Origin of the sequence: Goekera deserti, from assembly GCF_010685995.1 — a bacterium.
In the GTDB taxonomy this organism is placed as follows: Bacteria; Actinomycetota; Actinomycetes; order Mycobacteriales; family Geodermatophilaceae; genus Goekera; species Goekera deserti.
This window is the reverse complement of the sequence record NZ_JAAGWK010000010.1, coordinates 260,956-280,265: the sequence shown is the minus strand read 5'-3', so window position 1 is coordinate 280,265 and position 19,310 is coordinate 260,956. Positions and strand designations below refer to the sequence as shown.

Sequence of the window (19,310 nt, the reverse complement as noted above, 5' to 3'; positions counted from 1 at the left end):
CCATGGCGGATCCCCGTGCGCGCGGCGTCGGTGACCACGGTCTCGGCGAGGCCGGCCTCCGCTACGAGGTGGTCGACGTCTTCGCCCCGCGCCCCTTCGCCGGGAACCCGCTGGCCGTCGTCCTGGACGCGGGTCACCTGACCGCGGCGCAGTGCCAGTCCATCGCCTCGGAGTTCCACCTGTCGGAGACCACGTTCGTCTCCGACGTGACCGCGACCGGGTACCGGGTGCGGATCTTCACCGCGTCGGTCGAGCTGCCCTTCGCCGGTCACCCCAGCGTGGGCACCGCGCACACGCTGGTGCGGCTGGGCCTGCTGCCGGCGGGCACGCTGCAGCAGCAGTGCGGCGTCGGCGTCGTGCCGGTCGAGGTCGGCCCGGACGGTGCCCGGCTCACCGGCGGGCCGGTGTCGCTGCGACCCGCGCCCGACGCCGCCGACCTGGCCGCCGCCGTCGGCCTGACCGCCGCGGACCTCACCGGGCGCCCCGCGCACCTGGTCGGCTGCGGCATCGACTTCGCCCAGCTGGAGGTGCGGCCCGAGGCGCTCGCCCGGGCGGTGCCGGACCGCACCGCGCTGGCCCGGCTGCTGCCCGACGTGGAGGGCGGCATCTCCCTGCTGGTCTGGGACGCCGCCACCCGCACCGGCACCGTGCGGGTCTTCGCCGGAGGCATGGCGTGGGAGGAGGACCCGGCCACCGGGTCCGCCGCGCTCGGCACCGGGGTGTGGCTGGCCGCGGTCGGCCTGGTGCCCGACGGCACCACCGACTTCGTGCTGCACCAGGGCGAGCAGATCGCCCGGCCCTCGGTGCTGCGCTGCACGGTGACCAGCAGCGGCGGCCGGGCCGAGCGGGCCACGGTCGCCGGGGACGTCCTGCCGGTCGCCCGCGGTGTCATCCGGGTGCCGGCACCCGACGGGGCATGAGCGCCGCCGACAGCGTCACCGCGGCGCCGGCGTGGGCGCTGCACCGCCCCGGGGGGCGCGACGTGCTGCTCATGGGCATCGCCGTCGTCGGCATCTCGCTGTCCGGGCCGCTCACCGCACTGGTCGTGGCACCGGTGCTGGCCATCGCGTTCTGGCGCAACGCCGCCGGGGCGGCCGCGCTGCTGCCGGTGCTGCTCACCCGGGAGCGAGGCACGCTGGCCGGCCTGCGGCCCCGCGACCTGCGCAGTTCGGTGCTCGGCGGCGTGCTGCTGGCCGCGCACTTCGCCGCGTGGCTGCCCAGCCTGTCGATGACCACGGTGGCCGCGTCGGTGGCCCTGGTGACCACCACCCCGATCTGGACGGCGCTGGCCGCGCGGCTCACCGGCGTGCGGCTGCCGGCCGCGGTGTGGTGGGGCCTGGTGCTCGCCGTCGTCGGGGCGGGGCTGATCGCCGGGGTCGACGTCACGGTGTCCCTGCGGGCACTGGCCGGGGACGGGCTGGCCCTGCTGGGCGCGGTCTGCGCCGCCGGGTACGTGCTGGCCGGGGCGCACGCCCGGCAGCGGCTGGCCACCTCGGCGTACGCGGTGGTCTGCTACTCGACCTGCGCGGTGGTGATCGCGGTGGCGGCGCTGGCGGTCGGGGTGCCGCTGACCGGCTTCAGCGCGCAGGACTGGTGGCTGATCGCGGCCATCACGTTCGTCGCCCAGCTGCTCGGGCACACCCTGTTCAACCTGGTCGTGTCCTCGGTGGGGCCGACCATCGTGGGCCTGGCGATCCTGCTGGAGGTGCCGGGGGCGCTGCTGGTGTCCCTGGCGCTGGGCCAGGCGGCGCCGCCGCTGCTGGCGCTGCCCGGCATGGCCGCCGTCGTCCTCGGGGTGGGTCTGGTGGTGCGGGCCAGCCGGCCGGTCGTGGCCGAGCCGGTCGGCTGACCGGGTCCCCATCGCGGGTGAGCGCGCGCTGTGGACCGCCTCACGTCTGGCCGCTGGGATGCCGCCCGAGGCGGGCCGCGTGGTTACCCTCCGGCGACGCCGGACCTTCCCGGTGTGCCGTCATGACCGTGCAGCACCACCCCAGCAGGAGGCATCGTGGCCGAGCTCCGTCCCCGTCGTTCCAACCTCGCCGTCCCGGGCAGCAACCCCCGGTTCCTGGAGAAGGCCAAGGGCCTGCCGGCCGACCAGGTGTTCCTGGACCTGGAGGACGCCTGCGCCCCGCTGGCCAAGCCCGGCGCCCGCAAGAACATCGTCGCGGCGCTGAACGAGGGCGGCTGGGGCGACAAGATCCGGGCGGTCCGGGTCAACGACTGGACGACGGAGTGGACCTACCGCGACGTGGTCGAGGTCGTCGAGGGCGCCGGGGCGAACCTGGACGCGATCATGCTGCCGAAGGTGGCCGACGCCGCCCAGGTGCGCGCGCTGGACATGCTGCTCACCCAGATCGAGAAGAGCAACGGCCTCGAGGTCGGCCGGATCGGCATCGAGGCGCAGATCGAGACGGCGCAGGGCCTGATCAACGTCAACGACATCGCCTTCGCCAGCCCGCGGATCGAGACGATCATCTTCGGCCCGGCCGACTTCATGGCCAGCATCAACATGAAGTCGCTGGTCGTCGGTGCACTGCACCCGGACTACCCCGGCGACCCGTTCCACTACATCCTCATGCAGATCCTCATGGCCGCCCGCGCCCGCGGCGTGCAGGCCATCGACGGGCCCTTCCTGCAGGTGCGCGACGTGCCGGCCTTCGAGGAGGTCGCCAAGCGCGCCGCGGTGCTCGGCTTCGACGGCAAGTGGGTGCTGCACCCGGGCCAGATCGACGCCGCCAACGCCATCTTCGCGCCGTCGCAGGAGGAGTACGACCACGCCGAGCTGATCCTCGACGCCTACGAGTACGCGACGTCGGAGGCCGGTGGGAAGAAGGGTTCGGCCATGCTCGGTGACGAGATGATCGACGAGGCCAGCCGCAAGATGGCCCTGGTCATGGCCAACAAGGGCCGGGCCGCCGGTCTGACCCGCACCTCGGTCTTCACGCCGCCGGACGCCTGAGCCGACCGGGCCGGGGCGTGCTGCCCCGGCCCGCTCAGCCGCCGACGGCAGCCGCCGGGAGCAGCGCCAGCCGCTGGGCGATCGAGCCGCCGGCGGCCAGCACGGCGGCCTGGTCGCTGCCGATCAGCACGGACAGCACCGACCCGCGCGCCTGGCCCACCACGACCTGCAGGAACCCGGTGCTCAGCTGGTAGGCGACCCGGAAGTTCTGCGGCGCCAGCCCGTCCGCCGGGGGCGTCTGGACGAAGGTGTAGTCCTCCGGCGGGCAGCCCTGGAAGGCCGCGGCCAGCTCGGTGAGGGCCAGTGACGCGCTCTCCGGGGAGTCGTAGGCGATCGCCTCGCTGGTGATCCCGGCCGCGCCGGAGGGGTCGACGCCGACCACCGGGTACTTGGCGGTGCGCCGGTCCTCGGAGGTGAAGGCGTAGCCGCAGATGCCGGCCAGGCTCTGCCCGAGGTCACCGGCCACGACCGGGTTGGCCTGCACGCTCCAGCCCGCGGGCAGGTCGGCCGCGCGCAGCGCGCTGGCCAGGGCGGCGCCCGCGGGGTCGGTGGCGGCGGCCGGGTCGGCGGCGGCCGCCGCGGACGCCTCGGCCGCGGCCACGGACGGCTCGACGGCGGTGGGCGTGGCCGCGGCGGTCGGCCCGTCCGGCACCGCACTGGTCGAGGCGGCGGTCGCGTCGGCGGGGTCGGGTGCGTCCCCGCCACCGCACCCGGCGAGCAGCAGCATCGCGGTGGCGGCGGCGGCGGTCAGGGCGCGTGTCGGTCGGGTCGTCACCGCCACGACGCTAGCCGCCCGTGCCCAGCTGGGGTGACCGTGAGCAGGGACACCCCGGCGCGGGCGTCGTCGTCGTCCATACTCGCCGGTAGCCCGGACACCGGAGTCCCCGGAGGAGACCTCATGACCCGCTTGGCCCAGACCCTCGACCTGACCGACGTGCAGCAGGAGATCCTGTCCACGGTCAAGCGGTTCGTCGACAAGGAGATCATCCCGCGGGCGCAGGAGTTGGAGCACTCCGACACCTACCCGCAGGAGATCGTCGACGGCATGAAGGAGATGGGGCTCTTCGGCCTCATGATCCCGGAGGAGTTCGGCGGGCTGGGCGAGTCGCTGCTCACCTACGTGCTGGTGGTCGAGGAGATCGCCCGCGGCTGGATGAGCGTCTCCGGTGTGATCAACACCCACTTCATCGTCGCCTACATGCTGGTGCAGCACGGCACGCAGGAGCAGAAGGAGCGCTTCCTGCCCCGGATGGCCACCGGCGAGGTGCGCGGCGCGTTCTCCATGTCCGAGCCGGGCCTGGGCTCCGACGTCGCCGCCATCCGCACCAAGGCGAAGCGGGACGCGAACGGTGACTACGTCATCGACGGCCAGAAGATGTGGCTGACCAACGGCGGCAGCTCCACGCTGGTCGCGGCCTTGGTCAAGACCGACGAGGGCGCGGAGAAGGCGCACCAGAACCTCACCGCGTTCCTGGTGGAGAAGCCGGCCGGCTTCGGCGAGGTCAAGCCCGGGCTCACCATCCCCGGCAAGATCGACAAGATGGGCTACAAGGGCGTCGACACGACCGAGCTGGTCTTCGACGGCTACCACGCCAGCGCCGACGACGTGCTGGGCGGCGTGCCCGGCAAGGGCTTCGCCCAGATGATGGACGGCGTCGAGGTCGGCCGGGTCAACGTGGCCGCCCGCGCCTGCGGCATCTCCATCCGGGCCTTCGAGCTGGCCGTCGAGTACGCCCAGCAGCGGGAGACCTTCGGCAAGCCGATCGCCCAGCACCAGGCGATCGCGTTCCAGCTCGCCGAGATGGCCACCAAGGTGGAGGCCAGCCACATGATGATGGTCAACGCGGCCCGGCTGAAGGACTCCGGCCAGCGCAACGACGTCGAGGCCGGCATGGCCAAGCTGCTGGCCAGCGAGTACTGCGCCGAGGTGACCACGCAGTCCTTCCGCATCCACGGCGGCTACGGCTACTCCAAGGAGTACGAGATCGAGCGCCTCATGCGCGAGGCGCCGTTCCTGCTCATCGGCGAGGGCACCAGCGAGATCCAGAAGACGATCATCAGCCGCGGGCTGCTCAAGGAGTACGCCAGCAAGCGCTGACCGCCGGGCGGCGCCGATCGGGGTGATATCCAGGCGCGGACCGTCGGTGGGGCGCTCTAACGTCCGGCGCGGGCCCCACGGGTGGGCCGGACACGAGCCGGGCGGAGGTGGGGCGGGTGCGGCAGCACGCGCCGCGGGGTCTGCGGCGGCTGGCCGGCCCCGGCACCGTCGTCGCGTTCGTGCTGGCGGTGACCGCCGCCGTCATCGAGACGGTGGGGACGGTGGTCACCGGGCGCATCGCCGAGGATCCGACCGCCGGCCTGGTCGGGGTCCTCGCCGGCCTCCTGGTCGTGGCCGCGGCCGGTGAGGTCGTGGGCCGCACCCTGTTCGCCACCGCGGTCGGCCGGGCCGAGGGCGTGCTGCGGGCCGACCTGCTCGACGCTGTGCTGCACCAGCCGCTGACCACGCTGGAAGGACAGGGCGTGGGCGAGTTGCTGGACCGCGTGGACGACGACACCCGTCAGCTCGCCACCCTGCTGCGGATCAGCGGCTGGGCGATGGGCCGGGCGGTGCTGCGCTCGGTGCTCGCCTGGGTCACCGCCGGTGTGGTCTGGTGGCCGGCCTGGGTCGCCTTCCCGCTGGTCGCGGTGGTCGTGCTGGCCGCCGTCCGCCGGTTGACCCCGGAGCTGGCCCGGTCCAAGACCGTGGAGGAAGAGGCCTGGTCCGACGGAGCGGCGCAGCTGGAGGAGGCGGTCGCCGGTCGCGACGACGTCCGTACCTCCCTGGGGCAGGCGCACGTGCTGGCCCAGTTCGCCCAGCGGTCGGCGGAGATCCTGCGCCGGAACGGGCGCACCTCCCGGGTCGCCGCACGGGTCGCGCTGCGCAGCGGGCTGGTGCTGCACGGGCTGCTCGCGGCGCTGGCGCTGCTGGCGATCGCACTCGTCGACGGCGGCACCCTCGACGTCGCCACCCTGGTCACGCTCTGGCTGCTGGTCACCACCTTCGTCGGCCGGCTCGACGAGGTGAACCACCACCTGCCCGAGATGCACGAGGGCCTGGGCGCCCTCACCCGCATCCGCACGCTCATGGCCACCGCCCCCGAGCCGACCGGCGGCGCGCCGCTCCCCGTCACGGACAACACCGTGGAGGTGCGGGAGCTCGACTTCGCCTACGACGGCGAGGGCCACGCCGAGCCGTTCCACCTGCGCATCGACGGGTGGGTGGTGCCCGCCGGGACCACCTGCGCGCTGGTCGGACGCAGCGGCGCCGGCAAGTCGACGCTGGCCAAACTGCTCTCCCGCGCGGTGGAGCCGCCACCGGGCACCGTGTGGGTCGGGGGCCAGGACGTGACGGGTACCGACCTGCAGCAGCTGCGAGCCGGCGTGGGCGTGGTCACCCAGCGCACGGAGCTGCTGGGCGCCACCCTCGCGGAGAACCTCACCCTGTTCGCCGACGTGCCCCGCGACCGGGTCGAGGCGGCCGTGGCCGAGCTGGGCCTCACCTCCTGGGTCGACTCGCTCCCTGACGGCCTGGACACCCAGATCGGACCCCGGGGCACCACCCTGTCCGCGGGGCAGGAGCAGCTGGTGGCCTTCGCCCGGCTGCTGCTGCGCGACGTACGGGTGGTGGTGCTCGACGAGGCCACTGCCCGGATGGACCCGGCCACCGAGCAGCTGGTCACCCGAGCCACCCGTCGGCTGCTGCGCGACCGCACCGGCATCGTCGTCGCCCACCGGCTGGGCACCACCCGCTGGTGCGACGCGGTCGCCGTCCTGGACGCCGGGCGCATCGTGCAGCACGGCCCCCGCACGGAGCTGGCGACCACCCTCGGACCGTTCCGCGACCTCCTCGTGGCGGCCGGCGCAGGCGCCGGGGGCACGCTGGACGCCACCACGCCCGAGCCGCACCTGGCCGAGCCGCACCTGCCCGCGCCGCACCTGCCCGAGCCGCACCTGCCCGAGCCGCAGACGCCCGCACCGCACGGGCCCGGCCCCACCGTCACCGGGGAGCGGGCGGCCCGCGGCACGCCGGACACGGGACCGGCCACCGCCGGGGAGCGGCGGGAGCCTCGACCGCCGCCCGACCCGCCCCGGGTCCGGCTGGCCCGCACCGTGACGCGGGCGGTCCTCGCCCACCCGGCCTGGGGTCTGACCGCCGGCCTGGCGTTCTGGCTGGGGTCGGTCACCGGCACCTACGGGGTCCTCACCGGCGCGCTCTGGGGCGAGCTGGTCGCCGGGCTGGAGCGGGGCGAGGGCCCGGCCGGGACGGCGATCGCCCTCGCGTCGTCCCTGGTGGTGTCCTCGGTCTTCGTCGGCTTCGCCTTCCGCTGGTTCCCGCTGTGGTGGACCGGGGTCACCCTGCGGCTGCGGCTGGCCGTGCTGCGCGGGCAGACCGAGCAGCGCCGGCTGGCCCGCACCCCACCGGGGGAGGTGACCGCCCGGGCGCTGGACTCCGACCGGCTGCTCAACCTCACCGACCGGTGGATCGACGTCGTGCTGGGAGCCGGCGCCACGGTGCTGACCGTCGTCGTCACCGGTCAGCCCGTCGCCGGCCTGGTCGCCGGCGGCGTCATCGTCGGGTCGGCTCTGGTGGCCGCGCTGGGCGCACCGCTGGCCGGCCGCGCCGGGCGGGTGGCCGGTGACCTGCGAGCCGACTTCGGCCGCCAGCTGGTCTCGGCGCTGGAGGCCGTGCGCACGGTGAAGCTGGCCGCGGCCACCGGCCCGGTCCAGCGTCACCTCGAGCAGGTAGACGCGCGTCGGGTCGGCGCCACCGTGCGGGAGACGCGGATCCGCACGCTGTTGGAGGGCGCGCCCGTGCTGCTGGTGCAGCTGGCCGTCGTCGCCACGTGGACGCTGCACCTGACCGGGGCCTGGGACCTCGCCACCGCGTTGACGGTGAGCACGGCCGTGGCCGGTTTCGGCTGGTACGGCACCACCGCCGGGCTGGCCGTCGTCGAGCGGCCGATCGCCGGGGCATGGCTGCGCGAGGCGACCCGGCTGGCGGGCCGGGAGGACCTGGTGTCCGTCCCGCCCGGAGTCGACCTGGTCGCCGGCAGCGCCCCGGCACCGGCGGTGGGAGACCGAGTCCGGCTGGAGCGGCTGCGCCTGTCCGGGGTGACGGTGGTGCACGACGACGGGACGGTGGGTGTCTCCGAGGTCGATCTGGACGTGCCGGCCGGGTCGCTCACCCTGCTGGTCGGCCGGGTCGGCTCGGGCAAGTCGAGCCTGCTGGCCGCGCTGGCCGGACTGGCCGACCACGAGGGCACCATCCGCTGGAACGACACGGTGGTCGGCGACCCGCAGCTGTTCCTGCGGCCCGGCCAGGTGGCGCACGTGGCCCAGCTGCCGCGCGTGCTGTCGGGGACCATCACCGACAACGTCGCCCTGGGCCACGACCGGGAGGTCGACGGGGCGCTGGTCGCTGCCCGGATGCAGACCGACGTGCTGGCCGCGGGCGGGGTCGGCACCCTGGTCGGCCACCGGGGGGTGCGGCTGTCCGGCGGGCAGGCGCAGCGGCTCGCGCTCGCCCGGGCACTGGCCACCGACGCCGAGCTGGTGCTCGCCGACGACGTGTCCTCGGCCCTGGATGCGCGCACCGAGCTGGAGCTGTGGGCGGCGCTGCGCGACCGCGGGACCACGGTCGTGGGCGCCACCGCCAAGCGGGCCGCGCTGGCGCTGGCCGACCAGGTGGTGGTGCTCGAGGGCGGCCGGGTGGCGGCGACCGGCAGGTGGACCGACCTCGCCGAGGCGTGGGGCCACCTGGCCGGGTGAGGAGCACCGTCGGTGTCCGGCCCGGCGACGTCGCGGAGGCCGCGCGGACCCGACGTCCCGTCCGGTCAGGCGGTGATCGTGACCCGGGTGCCCAGCGGCAGCCCGATGTCCTCGACCATCTGCCTGACCACCTCGTTGGTGACCCGGATGCAGCCGTCGCTGACGTCGGTGCCGACGGTCTCCGGGGCGTCGGTGCCGTGGATGCCGATGACGCCCTCCCCGCCGGAGTAGCTGGTGAACACGGTGGAGAAGCCGGACAGACCGTAGGCGTACGGGCCGTAGCCGCCGTCCGGGTCCGGCGGCTGCAGCAGCTCCTTGAGGTAGTACGTGCCGCCGGGGGTGGGCGCGTCGGCGGCGCCGACCCCGACCGGGGTGTCCAGCAGGACGGCGTCGGCCTGCCGCACCAGCATCCGGTGCTCGGCCAGCCGCACCTCGATGCTGTAGTCGTGCGAGGTCAGGCTCATGTCGGCGGCACGCACCCAGCCGGTGGAGCCGTTGGGCCGGGTCGGCAGCTGGACCTGCAGCCAGTCGCCCTGCTGGCTGTCGACCACGAAGGTCAGCTGCCCGGAGAGCTGGTCACCGGCGTCCAGGGACTGCACCGGCGCCGCGCCGGCGTCGGGCCCGGCGAACACGTCCACCTCGTCGACGACGGCCGCGGCGACCGTGGTCGGGAACGTGGCGGCGGGGGTCTCCGGGGGTGCGTCCGGGACGGCGGGGGAGGCGCTCGCGGTGGTCGGCGTCGGGTCCGCGGTCGGCCGGGTGACCGGCTCGTCCCCGGGCAGCAGGACGGCGAGCAGCACGGCCAGGGCCAGGACCACCACCGTGCCGGCCGCGACGAGGCGGCGGCGGGTCGTACCGAGCAGCGCTGTCCACGAGGTCACGAGCACCGACAGTAGTGCCGCGTCACGCAGCATCACGAAACGCTGGCCGTGTCGCACGGCAGGTCACCAGTTGGTCACCAGTATTGACATAGCTTGTGCCTCACAGGGCGGAACGGGGCCCACCCTCCACACAGACGGACGACCAGACATGCGACGTATCACCACCGTGCTGGCAACATCTGCCGTCCTCTGCGGGATGGCCGTGTTCAACCCGCTGAACGCCAGTGCCGCCAACGTGCCGCTGAGCAGCGCCGACATGGCCGGCCTGCGCGCCGCCGTGTCCACCGCCAACGGCACCGCCGAGGCGGACACCATCACCATCGCGCCTGCCGGTGCCTTCACGCTGTCCGCGGGTGCTGCGAGCGAGGACGCCAACGCCGGCGGCGACATCGACGTGATCGGCCAGCTGGTGGTGGACGGGAACGGGTCGGTCTTCAACGCCGCGGGCGTCGACCGCCTCTTCGACGTGCTGCCCGGGGCCTCGCTGACCCTGACGAACATGACGATCACCGGCGGCGTGGCCCCGGCGACCGAGAACGGCGGCGCCGTCCGCGTCGCCGCCGGCGGCGCGCTGACCCTGACCGGCGTGACGATCCAGAACAGCACCGCGCTCAACCCGGGCGCGCCCGCGGCAACCGCCGGCAGCGGCGGTGCCGTCGCCACCGCCGGCACGCTGACCGTCACCGGCAGCACGTTCACCGGCAACACCGCCACCCGGGCCGGTGGCGCCGTCGAGGTGCTGGCCGGCGGGAAGGCCGCCGTCACCGGCTCGACCTTCACCGGCAACAACGGCGGCGCGGCGCCCGGCAACGGCGGTGGGCTGCACATCACCGGTGCCGGTTCCGCCACCGTCGCAGGCTCCACGCTGACCGGCAACGCCGCCGCCGAGGGCGGTGCGCTGTGGAACTCCGCCACGGGCACGCTGGCCGTCACCGGCAGCACGATGCGGCAGAACGTCGCCAACGGTGCCCTCGCCGACCAGGGCGGTGGCGCAGTCTTCACCGAGGGCGGGGCCGTCACGGTCGACGCCTCGACCATCGACGACAACGACGCGACCGGCGCCGCGGGCTCCGGCGGCGGCATCCTCAGCGTCACCGGCCGGGTCACCGTGACCAAGTCCGCGATCACCCGGAACACCGCCGTCCGCGCCGGTGGAGGGGTGGAGGCCGGCCCGCTGCTGGCCACGGCCACCGCGCCCGCCCGCGCGGATGCCACCACCACGACGCTGACCGGCGTGGACCTCTCGGACAACGTGGTCACCGGCCCGCCCGGCAACGGTGGCGGCCTGCACGTCACCGGTGCGGGCACGGTCACCGTCGACGCCTCCACCGTGCGCCGCAACACCGGCGTCGAGGGCGGCGGCCTGTGGAACTCCGCGGTCGGCGAGATGGTCGTGACCAACAGCGAGATCACCGACAACACCGCCACCGGCGCCCTGGCCGACCAGGGTGGTGGCGGCGTCTTCACCGAGGGTGGCGCCGTCGCGATCAGCGGCTCCCAGGTCCGCGGCAACCGGGCGACCGGCACGCTGGGCTCCGGCGGCGGCATCCTGAACATCACCGGCGAGGTGCTCGTCGACTCCTCGACGGTCGCCGGCAACACCGCGGTGCGCGCCGGTGGCGGCATCGAGGCCGGGCCGCTGCTGCCCACGGCCACGGCGCCCGGCCGCACCGACGAGACCGCGACCGTGCTCACCGGCGTCGCGCTCAGCGGCAACGCCGTCACCGGCCCGCCCGGCAACGGCGGTGGCCTGCACCTGACCGGGGCCGGCGACGTGCTCGTCCAGGGCTCCACGGTCAGCGACAACACGGCCGTCGAGGGCGGTGGGCTGTGGAACTCCGCCACCGGCTTCCTGGCGGTGCTGGAGTCGACGCTCAGCGGCAACTCCGCCACCGGCACCACGGCGCCCGTGGGTGGTGGTGCCGTCTACAACGACGGTGGCGAGGTCGTCGCGATCAACTCCACGATCAGCGGCAACACCGCCGCGAGCCAGGGCGGCGGCGTGTACAGCGTCGCCGGCACGGTGGACCTGCTGCACGCCACGGTCACCGGCAACTCCAGCGGCATCACCGGCGCCGCCTCGATCGCGAACACCGTGCTCGCCGGCAACACCGGCGCCGACGTGACCGGCCCGGTCGTCTCCTACGGCGGCAACGTGCTGAAGGCGGCGCTGCCCTACGGCCCGGGCCGCCTCGCCGGGGACGTCGACGTCACCGGGGTGAGCGACCCGCGCCTGGGTGCGCTCGCCGCCAACGGCGGGCCCACCGCGACCCGGCTGCCCGCGCCGGGCAGCCCGGTGATCGACGCCGGCGTGCTCGTCCCCGAGGCGATGGACGAGGCCGTGGAGGGCGTGAACCTGATGACCGACCAGCGCGGGGTCACCCGCCCGCTGGACGGCAACGGCGACGGAACCGCCCGGGTCGACGCCGGCTCGGTCGAGGCCCCGGCCGTGGCCCGCACCGTCGCTCCGGTCACCGGCACCAGCCCGCGGGCGACCCCGGTGAAGGCCCGTCCGGACTACACCGGCTGACCCGGTCCCCGCGGCACCGACGGCCCCCTCGCCCAGGCGTGGGGGCCGTCGTCGTGCCGGGGCCGGCCGGGCGGGTCAGCCGGCCGGCTGGGTCAGGTCGTAGAGCGTGACCCCGTCGACGGTGGTCGCGGTGAAGGTCGCGGCGACCCAGGTGCTGATCTCGCCGGCCGTCCCGCCGCCGCCACGACCGCCGGCTCCGCTGCCGCTGACGTACCAGTGCACCTCGCCGTCGGCGACGTACTGCTGGAACTGCGCCAGCGTCGGTGAGGGGTCGCTGCCGCTGAACCCACCGATGGCCATCACCGGGTCGCCGGTGGCCAGCTGGTAGCCCGCGGCGCTGGTGGAGCCGGTGGTCGCCGCCGCCCAGGTGTAGGAGTCGGCGTCCTCGGCGACGAGGGTGGTGACCTGGTCGCTCACCTGGCCCTCGCCGCCGGGCCCTGCACCGCCGCCCGGTCGGCCCGCGGCTCCGGCGCCGTCTCCGGTGCCGGCCCCGCTGGGTGCGTCCACGCCGGGCGGCGGCTGCATGCCCGCCGGCGGGCCGCCCCCGGCGCGGCCGGGGCCGCCACCGAAGCCCCCGCCGGTGCTGGCACCCGCGGGACCGGCGGTCACGACCGACCCGGTGAGCGGCGTGCTGACGGTGCTGGCGGCGTAGGCGGCGGGCCCACCGAGACCCACGACCAGCAGGGCCGCCACCAGCCCGGTGAGCACGCCCCGGCGTCCCAGCACCGGCAGGTGCCCGACGGTCAGGGCCACGGCGGCCAGGACCCCGGCCACGACGACGACCCAGCGCAGCCAGGGCAGGTGGTCCGGGGTGCGGGACAGCAGCACCGCCGACCACACGGCCGTGCCCAGCACGGTGCCCGCGAGCACCAGTCGCGGCCACGCCTGCGCCCGGCGCTGCCACAGCAGCCGGCCGCCGATCCCGACCAGGGCGGCGATCGCCGGGGCCAGGGCCACGGTGTAGTACTGGTGGAAGGTGCCCTGCATGAAGCTGAAGACGGCGGCGGTGACCAGCAGCCAGCTGCCCCACAGCAGCAGCGAGGCCCGGCGCAGGTCGGTGCGGGGGGCCCGGCCGACGGCGACCAGGCCGCCGACCAGCAGCACCAGGGCCGCGGGCAGCAGCCAGGCGATCTGGCCGCCGACCGAGCTGTCGAACATCCGGGTCAGCCCGGTGTCCGAGTTGAACCCGCCGGCACCGCCGCCGCCGGCCGCGGAGCCCTCGCCGAAGATCCGGCCCAGGCCGTTGTAGCCCCAGATCAGCTCCCAGGTGGAGTTGCCCTCGGAGCCACCGATGTAGGGGCGGCTGTCGGCGGGCACCAGCTCGACCACGGCGATCCACCAGCCACAGGAGACGCAGAACGCCGCCCCCGCGACCAGCAGGTGCCTGACCCGCGCCCACAGCACGGTGGGTGCGGCCACCAGGTAGGCCAGCGCGAAGCCGGGCAGCACCAGCACCGCCTGCAGGGTCTTGGTCAGGAACGCGAGGCCCAGCAGCACCCCCACCCCGACCAGCCAGCGCAGCGAGGCCCGCTCCACCGCCCGCACCGTGGCGTAGGCGGCGGCCGTCATCAGCAGCACGAGCTGGGCGTCCGGGTTGTTGAACCGGAACATCAGGACGGCGACCGGGGTCAGCGCCATGACCAGCCCGGCGAGCAGGCCGAGGGCGGGGCCGCTCACCCGGCGCACCGCGAGGTACACCAGCCCGACGGTCGCCACGCCCATCAGCGCCTGCGGGGCGAGCATCGACCAGGAGCTGAAGCCGAACACCCGGCCGGAGAGCTCCATGATCCACAGCGACCCCGGCGGCTTGTCCACGGTGATCGAGTTGGCGGCGTCGGAGGAGCCGTAGAAGAACGCCTCCCAGCTCTGCGTCCCGGCCTGCACGGCGGCGGCGTAGAAGCTGTTGGCGTAGCCGTTGACCGACAGGTCCCACAGGTACAGCAGCCCGGTGCCGGCCAGCAGCCCGGCCAGCGACGGGCGGACCCACGCCGGGTCGTCCACCCGGCCGCGGAGCAGGCGCTGCAGCCGGGAGCGCGGTGCCGCCGGCGGCGCGGCGGGCAGCCCGGGTGAGGCGGGACCCGCCGGGCCGGGGGGCGCGGTGGTGACGGTGCTCATCGGGCGTCCTCCAGGTCGCTGCGGGTGGTCGACGACGGGGTGCCGCCGTGCGGGGTGCGGTGCCGGAACACCCAGGCCCGCAGCAGCAGGAAGCGCACGAGGGTGGCCAGCGCGTTGGCCACCACCAGGACGGCCAGCTCCAGCAGCCGGCTCGGGGTGCCCGCGCCGGAGTGCAGCAGGGCGAGCGCGCCGCTGGTCAGCGCGAGACCCAGGCCGAACACGACCAGTCCCTGCAGCTGCGCGCGGGCGCGGCCGCCGGAGCCGCGGATGCCGAAGGTGACCCGCCGGTTGGCCGCCGTGTTGGCCACCGCGGTCACCAGCAGCGCGAGCAGGTTGGCCACCTGCGCCGGGCTGACGGTGCGCAGCAGCACGAAGAGCACCAGGTAGGCCAGCGTGGAGAGCACGCCGATCACGGCGAACCGGACGAGCTGGCCGACCAGCCCGGTGGGCACGCCGGGCACCGGGTCGGTCAGCGGGCGGCGGCCGATCTGGGCCCGCAGGTCGGCGACCGGGAGCCGGCCGGTGCTCAGCGCCCGCAGCATCCGCGCGATGCCGGCGAGGTCGGCGCGCGCGGTGGCGAGCACGTCCACCCGGCTGTCCGGGTCGTCGACCCAGTCGACCGGCACCTGGGCGATCCGCAGCCCGCTGCGCTCGGCGAGCACCAGCAGCTCGGTGTCGAAGAACCAGCCCTCGTCCTCGACCAGCGGCAGCAGCCGGTGCGCGACGTCGCGCCGCACGGCCTTGAACCCGCACTGCGCGTCGGACAGCCGCGTGGCCAGCGTGCCGCGCAGCAGCAGGTTGTAGCTGCGGCTGATGAACTCGCGCTTCGCCCCCCGCACCACCCGGGAGTCCCGGGCCAGCCGGGTGCCGATCGCCAGGTCCGAGTGCCCGGAGATCAGCGGGGCGACCAGCGGCAGCAGCGCGGCCAGGTCGGTGGAGAGGTCGACGTCCATGTAGACCAGCACGTCGGCGTCCGAGGCGAGCCAGGTGGTGCGCAGCGCGCGACCGCGGCCCGGCTCGCGCAGGACGACGACGTGCACCCCGGTGAGCTCGGCGGCGAGCCGGCGTGCCACGGCGACGGTGCCGTCGGTGCTGGCGTTCTCGGCGACGGTGATCCGGAAGGGGTAGGGCTGCTGTGACAGGTGGTCGTGCAGCCTCCGCAGGCAGGGCTCCAGACCCGCTTCCTCATTGTGCACGGGGACGACGACGTCGAGGACGGGTGGACGGGCAGGGGCAGGGGTGACGGCGCGGGCCTGCGCGCCGAGGCTCACGGCTGACATGGGTCCGTCGGTGGCATGTCGCAACCGTCGGGCGCCCGCCTGGCGGCGCACCCAGGCGCGGCTGAGCATGCCCTGTGCGACCGGCGTCCCCGTGCTGGCACGGAGCGGGATCGCGCACCGTCGCCAGACGCACGCGCCAGGTCAGCGGACCTGGGGCGTGTCACGACTGGGCTGTCGACGCCGTCCGGTCCGGGTCATCCTGAGGGCACCGACGGCGCCGGGGCCATGCCCCAGTCCCGGCGTCGGAGGACCCCGCCCGGCCGTGCTGCCCGGCGGGCGCCTCTGGATCCGGGCAGCTGCGGCCCGGGCTCACCCGCCGCGCTCGACCTCGGCCTGCACGATCGAGCGGACGGCGAGGGTCAGCGCGGCGTCGTCGGTGTCGCCGCGCTCCAGGGCCGCGCGGGCCGGCTCGGGCAGCAGGCCGATCGCGACGTCGTCCAGCCAGACGACGTCGTCGCCGGTGCGCCGGCCGATCGCGAGGGTGTCGCCGTCCCGGCGCAGGAGGTGGTCACCGCAGATCAGGTCATCGCTCATGCCGCTGCCCCTACCCGTGTGCCGCGCTCCACACCCGGAGTCCGGGGGGTGCCGGGAGGGGCCGGGAGCTGCGCCGGGGGCCCCGGGTGTCTACGGTCCTCCTGTGGAGATCGACGTCCTCGTCCGCAACATCGAGAAGGCCCGCGACCAGGCACTGGCCGACCACCGCGCGTTCATCGCCGAACGCGACCAGCTGGCCGGCAGCGCCGACAGCCTGGGGGAGACCCTGCGGCTCACCATCAGCGCCATCGCCGCCGACACGGTCGCGGCGAACCTCAGCCGCATCCTGGGCGAGGAACGCAGCCGCCCGACCCAGGAGGCGCAGGTGACCAGCGGTCAGGCCTGAGCGGGTCGGCGGGCGGCGCCTGGTCTGGGCCGACGACTTCGCCGGGCCGCCCGGCGCGCCGCCCGACCCCGCCTCCTGGACGCCGGCGACCGGCGCCGGTGGCTGGGGCAACGGCGAGCTGCAGACGTACACCGGTGACCCGTCCAACGTCGCCCTCGACGGCGCGGGTCACCTGCTGATCACCGCCCGCCGGGACGACGACGGCACCTGGACGTCGGCCCGGGTGCACACCGCGGGCCGGCGCAGCGTCCGGCACGGGCTGGTGCAGGTGCGCGCCCGGCTGCCGGTCGGCACCGGCATCTGGCCGGCCGCCTGGACCCTCGGTGAGTCGCTGCCCCAGGTCGGCTGGCCGCGGTGCGGCGAGGTGGACCTGATCGAGACCGTCGGGGACGGCGCCGTGCGGGTGCAGACCGTGCACGGCGCCGACCGGGACGGCGGGCACTGGCAGCGCGGCGTGCCCGTCCCGCCCGGGCCGCCGCTGAGCGAGCGGTTCCACGTGTTCGCCGCCGACTGCGGGCCCGACCAGGTGGTGTTCTCCGTCGACGACGTGGTGACCGGTGTGGTGTCGGCCGACGACGTCCCGCCGGGCGGCTCGTGGGCGTGCGACGGCCCGCACCACCTGCTGCTCGACGTGGCGGTGGGCGGGCACTGGCCCGGCCCACCGGACGCCTCGACGCCGCCGGTCGTGACGATGGTCGTCGACTGGGTGCGCCTCCACGGCTGAGCCGGCCTCACCCGTCCGGGTGCGCCGCCCCCTGCTCGGCTGCACAGCGTGACCGCGGCGTCCGATGCCCGGGGACGGAGGTCCGGGACGCGACCTCCGTTGCCGAGCAGAGGTGGATCGATCCGGATGACCAGGGCGATGGGCAGCGTGCCGCCGATGGTGGTGCCGGTCGAGCGGCGGGAGAGGGGCCGGCTGTACGGCCGGGCGTCGTCGGAGGTGGCCGGGCCGCTGGCGCCCTGGTCGCCGGTGGTGCGCTACCGGGCGGCCCTGCAGCCGCGCACCCGCGCGGCGATGGTCGCCGCCGGTGGCGTGCACCTGGCCACGACGTTCGCCCTGGTCGTCGTCCTGCTGTGGCCCTCGCACCTGCCGGTGCTGGACGACGGGCCGCTGCTGGGCGCCGTCGTCGTCCTCGGGTTCGCGGTGCTGCTGCTGATCCAGGCCGTGTCGGCGTTCCGGACGTGGGTGGCGACCTGGTTCCTGGTGCACGCCCGCGACCCGATCCCGACGCAGGCGGCGCCGGGGCTGAAGGTCGCCGTGCTCACCACGATCGTGCCGGGCAAGGAGCCGCTGGAGCTGGTGCTGACCACGCTGCGGGCGATCCAGCGCATCCGGCACGACGGGGAGATGGACGTGTGGCTGCTGGACGAGGGCGACAGCCCGGAGGTGCGCGCGGCGTGCGAGCAGCTGGGCGTGCAGCACTTCAGCCGCAAGGGCGTCGCCCGCTGGAACACCGAGGCCGGCGCGTACAAGGCGCGCACCAAGCACGGCAACCACAACAGCTGGCGCGAGCAGCACGCCGCCGACTACGACGTGGTGGCCCAGATGGACCCCGACCACGTGCCGTTCCCGCACTTCCTGGAGCGCACGCTGGGCTACTTCTCCGACCCGGACGTCGGGTACGTCGTCGCCCCGCAGGTGTACGGCAACCAGGACGAGTCGTTCGTGGCCCGCGGCTCGGCGCAGATGTCCTACGGGTTCAGCGCGGTCACCCAGCGCGGGGCCAACGGCCTGGGCATCCCGGTGCTGATCGGCACCAACCACCTGTACCGGCCGGCCGCGTGGGCCTCGATGGGCGGCTACCAGGACAGCATCATCGAGGACCACCTCACCGGCATGACGGTGCTGACCAAGGTCAACCCGGACACCGGCAACCACTGGACGGGCGTCTCCACGCCGGACGTGCTGGCCGTGGGGGAGGGGCCGGTGACCTACAGCGACTGGTTCAGCCAGCAGAAGCGCTGGGCGTACGGGATGTGGGAGGTCATCCGCGAGCACTCGTTCCGGGTGGTTCCGCAGATGCCGCGCCGCAGCCAGCGGATCGCCTACGCGGCGCTGCAGGCGCACTACCCGCTGACGGCGGTGAGCTGGCTGGCCGGCATCTCGATCTTCTCCCTCTACCTGTTCGGCGGTGTCTCGGTGACCCGGCTGCCGGCCACGCTGTGGGTGTCGCTGCTGGTGCTGAACCTGGCTGTGGGCTTCGGGGTCTTCCAGCTGCTGCGGCGGTTCAACCTGGCCGAGCACGAGCGGCGCAGCTGGAACCTCACCGGGACGGCGCTGGACCTGGTGACCGGCGCCGTCTACGCGGGTGCCGCCGCGGCGCAGCTGGCGGGCCGGCCGCTGGTGTACGTCGTCACCGCGAAGGGCTCGGCGGCCACCGGGGACACCTGGCGCACCTTCCGCCCGCAGCTGCTGTGGCTGGCCGTCGCGGCGGCCGCGATCGGCACCGGCCTGGCGCTGGGCCACCAGTACGTGACCCTGCTGTTCTGGGCCGCGGTCACCGCGCTGGTGTGCCTGGCCCCGGTGGTGCACCTCGCGCTCAGCCGGGTGGCCGACACGGTGCCGGCGCTGGTGGCCCGGGTGCAACCGGTCCTGCGCACCCGCCGGATCGGCGACGTGCTGGTGGAGCAGGGCGTGCTGACCGTCGAGCAGCTGCGCGACCTGCTGGACCTGCAGGCCACCCGGGACGCGTCCTGGCTCCGGCTGGGTGACCTGGCCGTGGCCGAGGGCCTGGTCAGCCGGTCGCAGCTGGCCGCGGCGCTGCTGGCCGCCACCCCGGCCCGCCGGCCGCTGGGCGGGGTGGCGGCCGTCGAGCAGGCGGCGGTGCTGTAGCCGGTCGCGCCCGGCGTCCCGCGG

At 75.1% G+C, this 19,310-nt stretch carries 14 protein-coding genes; 9 read left to right on the top strand and 5 right to left on the bottom strand.

The genetic code is table 11. The features are described 5' to 3' along the window. Positions 1–2 precede the first annotated feature (2 nt). From G1H19_RS08640 to G1H19_RS08630, 3 genes are all read left to right on the top strand, one after another. Positions 3–920, top strand: a complete 918-nt coding sequence (locus G1H19_RS08640; RefSeq protein ID WP_152729922.1) for a PhzF family phenazine biosynthesis protein — start codon at positions 3–5, stop codon at positions 918–920. Further along, positions 917–1,849 (top strand): DMT family transporter, encoded by a 933-nt coding sequence (locus G1H19_RS08635; protein WP_235909715.1) that lies wholly within the window; start codon positions 917–919, stop codon positions 1,847–1,849. The genes G1H19_RS08640 and G1H19_RS08635 overlap by 4 nt, the downstream gene beginning before the upstream one ends. A 156-nt stretch (positions 1,850–2,005) precedes the next feature. After that, positions 2,006–2,959 (top strand): HpcH/HpaI aldolase/citrate lyase family protein, encoded by a 954-nt coding sequence (locus G1H19_RS08630; RefSeq protein ID WP_162392757.1) that lies wholly within the window; start codon positions 2,006–2,008, stop codon positions 2,957–2,959. A 34-nt stretch (positions 2,960–2,993) separates the two neighbouring features. Here the strand turns inward: G1H19_RS08630 and G1H19_RS08625 are convergent, their stop codons facing one another. Next, entirely contained in the window at positions 2,994–3,734 is a 741-nt protein-coding gene (locus G1H19_RS08625; protein WP_152729921.1) for a hypothetical protein, read from the bottom strand. A gap of 123 nt (positions 3,735–3,857) precedes the next feature. On the opposite strand from G1H19_RS08625, the gene G1H19_RS08620 reads away from it, so the two are divergent. Together G1H19_RS08620 and G1H19_RS08615 are read left to right on the top strand one after the other, a co-directional pair. Continuing rightward, positions 3,858–5,057 (top strand): acyl-CoA dehydrogenase family protein, encoded by a 1,200-nt coding sequence (locus tag G1H19_RS08620; protein ID WP_152729920.1) that lies wholly within the window; start codon positions 3,858–3,860, stop codon positions 5,055–5,057. 116 nt (positions 5,058–5,173) lie between these two features. Then, complete coding sequence (locus G1H19_RS08615) at positions 5,174–8,767, top strand: ATP-binding cassette domain-containing protein (RefSeq protein ID WP_202925863.1); 3,594 nt, start codon at positions 5,174–5,176, stop codon at positions 8,765–8,767. Positions 8,768–8,832: 65 nt separating this feature from the next. Here G1H19_RS08615 and G1H19_RS24455 read toward each other — a convergent pair whose 3' ends face one another. Then, positions 8,833–9,648: a L,D-transpeptidase family protein gene (locus G1H19_RS24455; RefSeq protein WP_152729919.1), complete on the bottom strand. Its 816-nt coding sequence runs from the start codon at positions 9,646–9,648 to the stop codon at positions 8,833–8,835. Between the two features lie 148 nt (positions 9,649–9,796). On the opposite strand from G1H19_RS24455, the gene G1H19_RS08605 reads away from it, so the two are divergent. Then, the gene (locus G1H19_RS08605) at positions 9,797–12,178 is read left to right on the top strand and encodes a right-handed parallel beta-helix repeat-containing protein (protein ID WP_152729918.1); all 2,382 of its coding nucleotides are present in this window, start codon (positions 9,797–9,799) and stop codon (positions 12,176–12,178) included. Between the two features lie 75 nt (positions 12,179–12,253). On the opposite strand, the gene G1H19_RS08600 is transcribed toward G1H19_RS08605, so the two are convergent. From G1H19_RS08600 to G1H19_RS08590, 3 genes are all read right to left on the bottom strand, one after another. After that, complete coding sequence (locus G1H19_RS08600; RefSeq protein ID WP_152729917.1) at positions 12,254–14,293, bottom strand: ArnT family glycosyltransferase; 2,040 nt, start codon at positions 14,291–14,293, stop codon at positions 12,254–12,256. Continuing rightward, positions 14,290–15,573 (bottom strand): bifunctional glycosyltransferase family 2/GtrA family protein, encoded by a 1,284-nt coding sequence (locus tag G1H19_RS08595; RefSeq protein ID WP_152729916.1) that lies wholly within the window; start codon positions 15,571–15,573, stop codon positions 14,290–14,292. Before G1H19_RS08595 ends, G1H19_RS08600 begins: the two co-directional genes overlap by 4 nt. Before the next feature lie 309 nt (positions 15,574–15,882). Then, on the bottom strand, positions 15,883–16,107 hold the full coding sequence (locus tag G1H19_RS08590; RefSeq protein ID WP_152729915.1) for a hypothetical protein: 225 nt from the start codon (positions 16,105–16,107) through the stop codon (positions 15,883–15,885). 103 nt (positions 16,108–16,210) lie between these two features. Between G1H19_RS08590 and G1H19_RS08585 the strand changes: the two genes are divergently transcribed. The 3 genes from G1H19_RS08585 to G1H19_RS08575 all read left to right on the top strand — a co-directional run bounded on the left by G1H19_RS08585 (position 16,211) and on the right by G1H19_RS08575 (position 19,286). Beyond that, positions 16,211–16,453 carry a hypothetical protein gene (locus G1H19_RS08585; protein WP_152729914.1) on the top strand — a complete coding sequence of 81 codons (243 nt, stop codon included), beginning with the start codon at positions 16,211–16,213 and terminating at the stop codon, positions 16,451–16,453. Between the two features lie 19 nt (positions 16,454–16,472). Then, positions 16,473–17,177: a glycoside hydrolase family 16 protein gene (locus G1H19_RS08580; RefSeq protein WP_152729913.1), complete on the top strand. Its 705-nt coding sequence runs from the start codon at positions 16,473–16,475 to the stop codon at positions 17,175–17,177. Positions 17,178–17,303: 126 nt separating this feature from the next. Next, entirely contained in the window at positions 17,304–19,286 is a 1,983-nt protein-coding gene (locus G1H19_RS08575) for a glycosyltransferase family 2 protein (RefSeq protein ID WP_235909714.1), read from the top strand. The last annotated feature ends 24 nt before the right edge of the window (positions 19,287–19,310 follow it).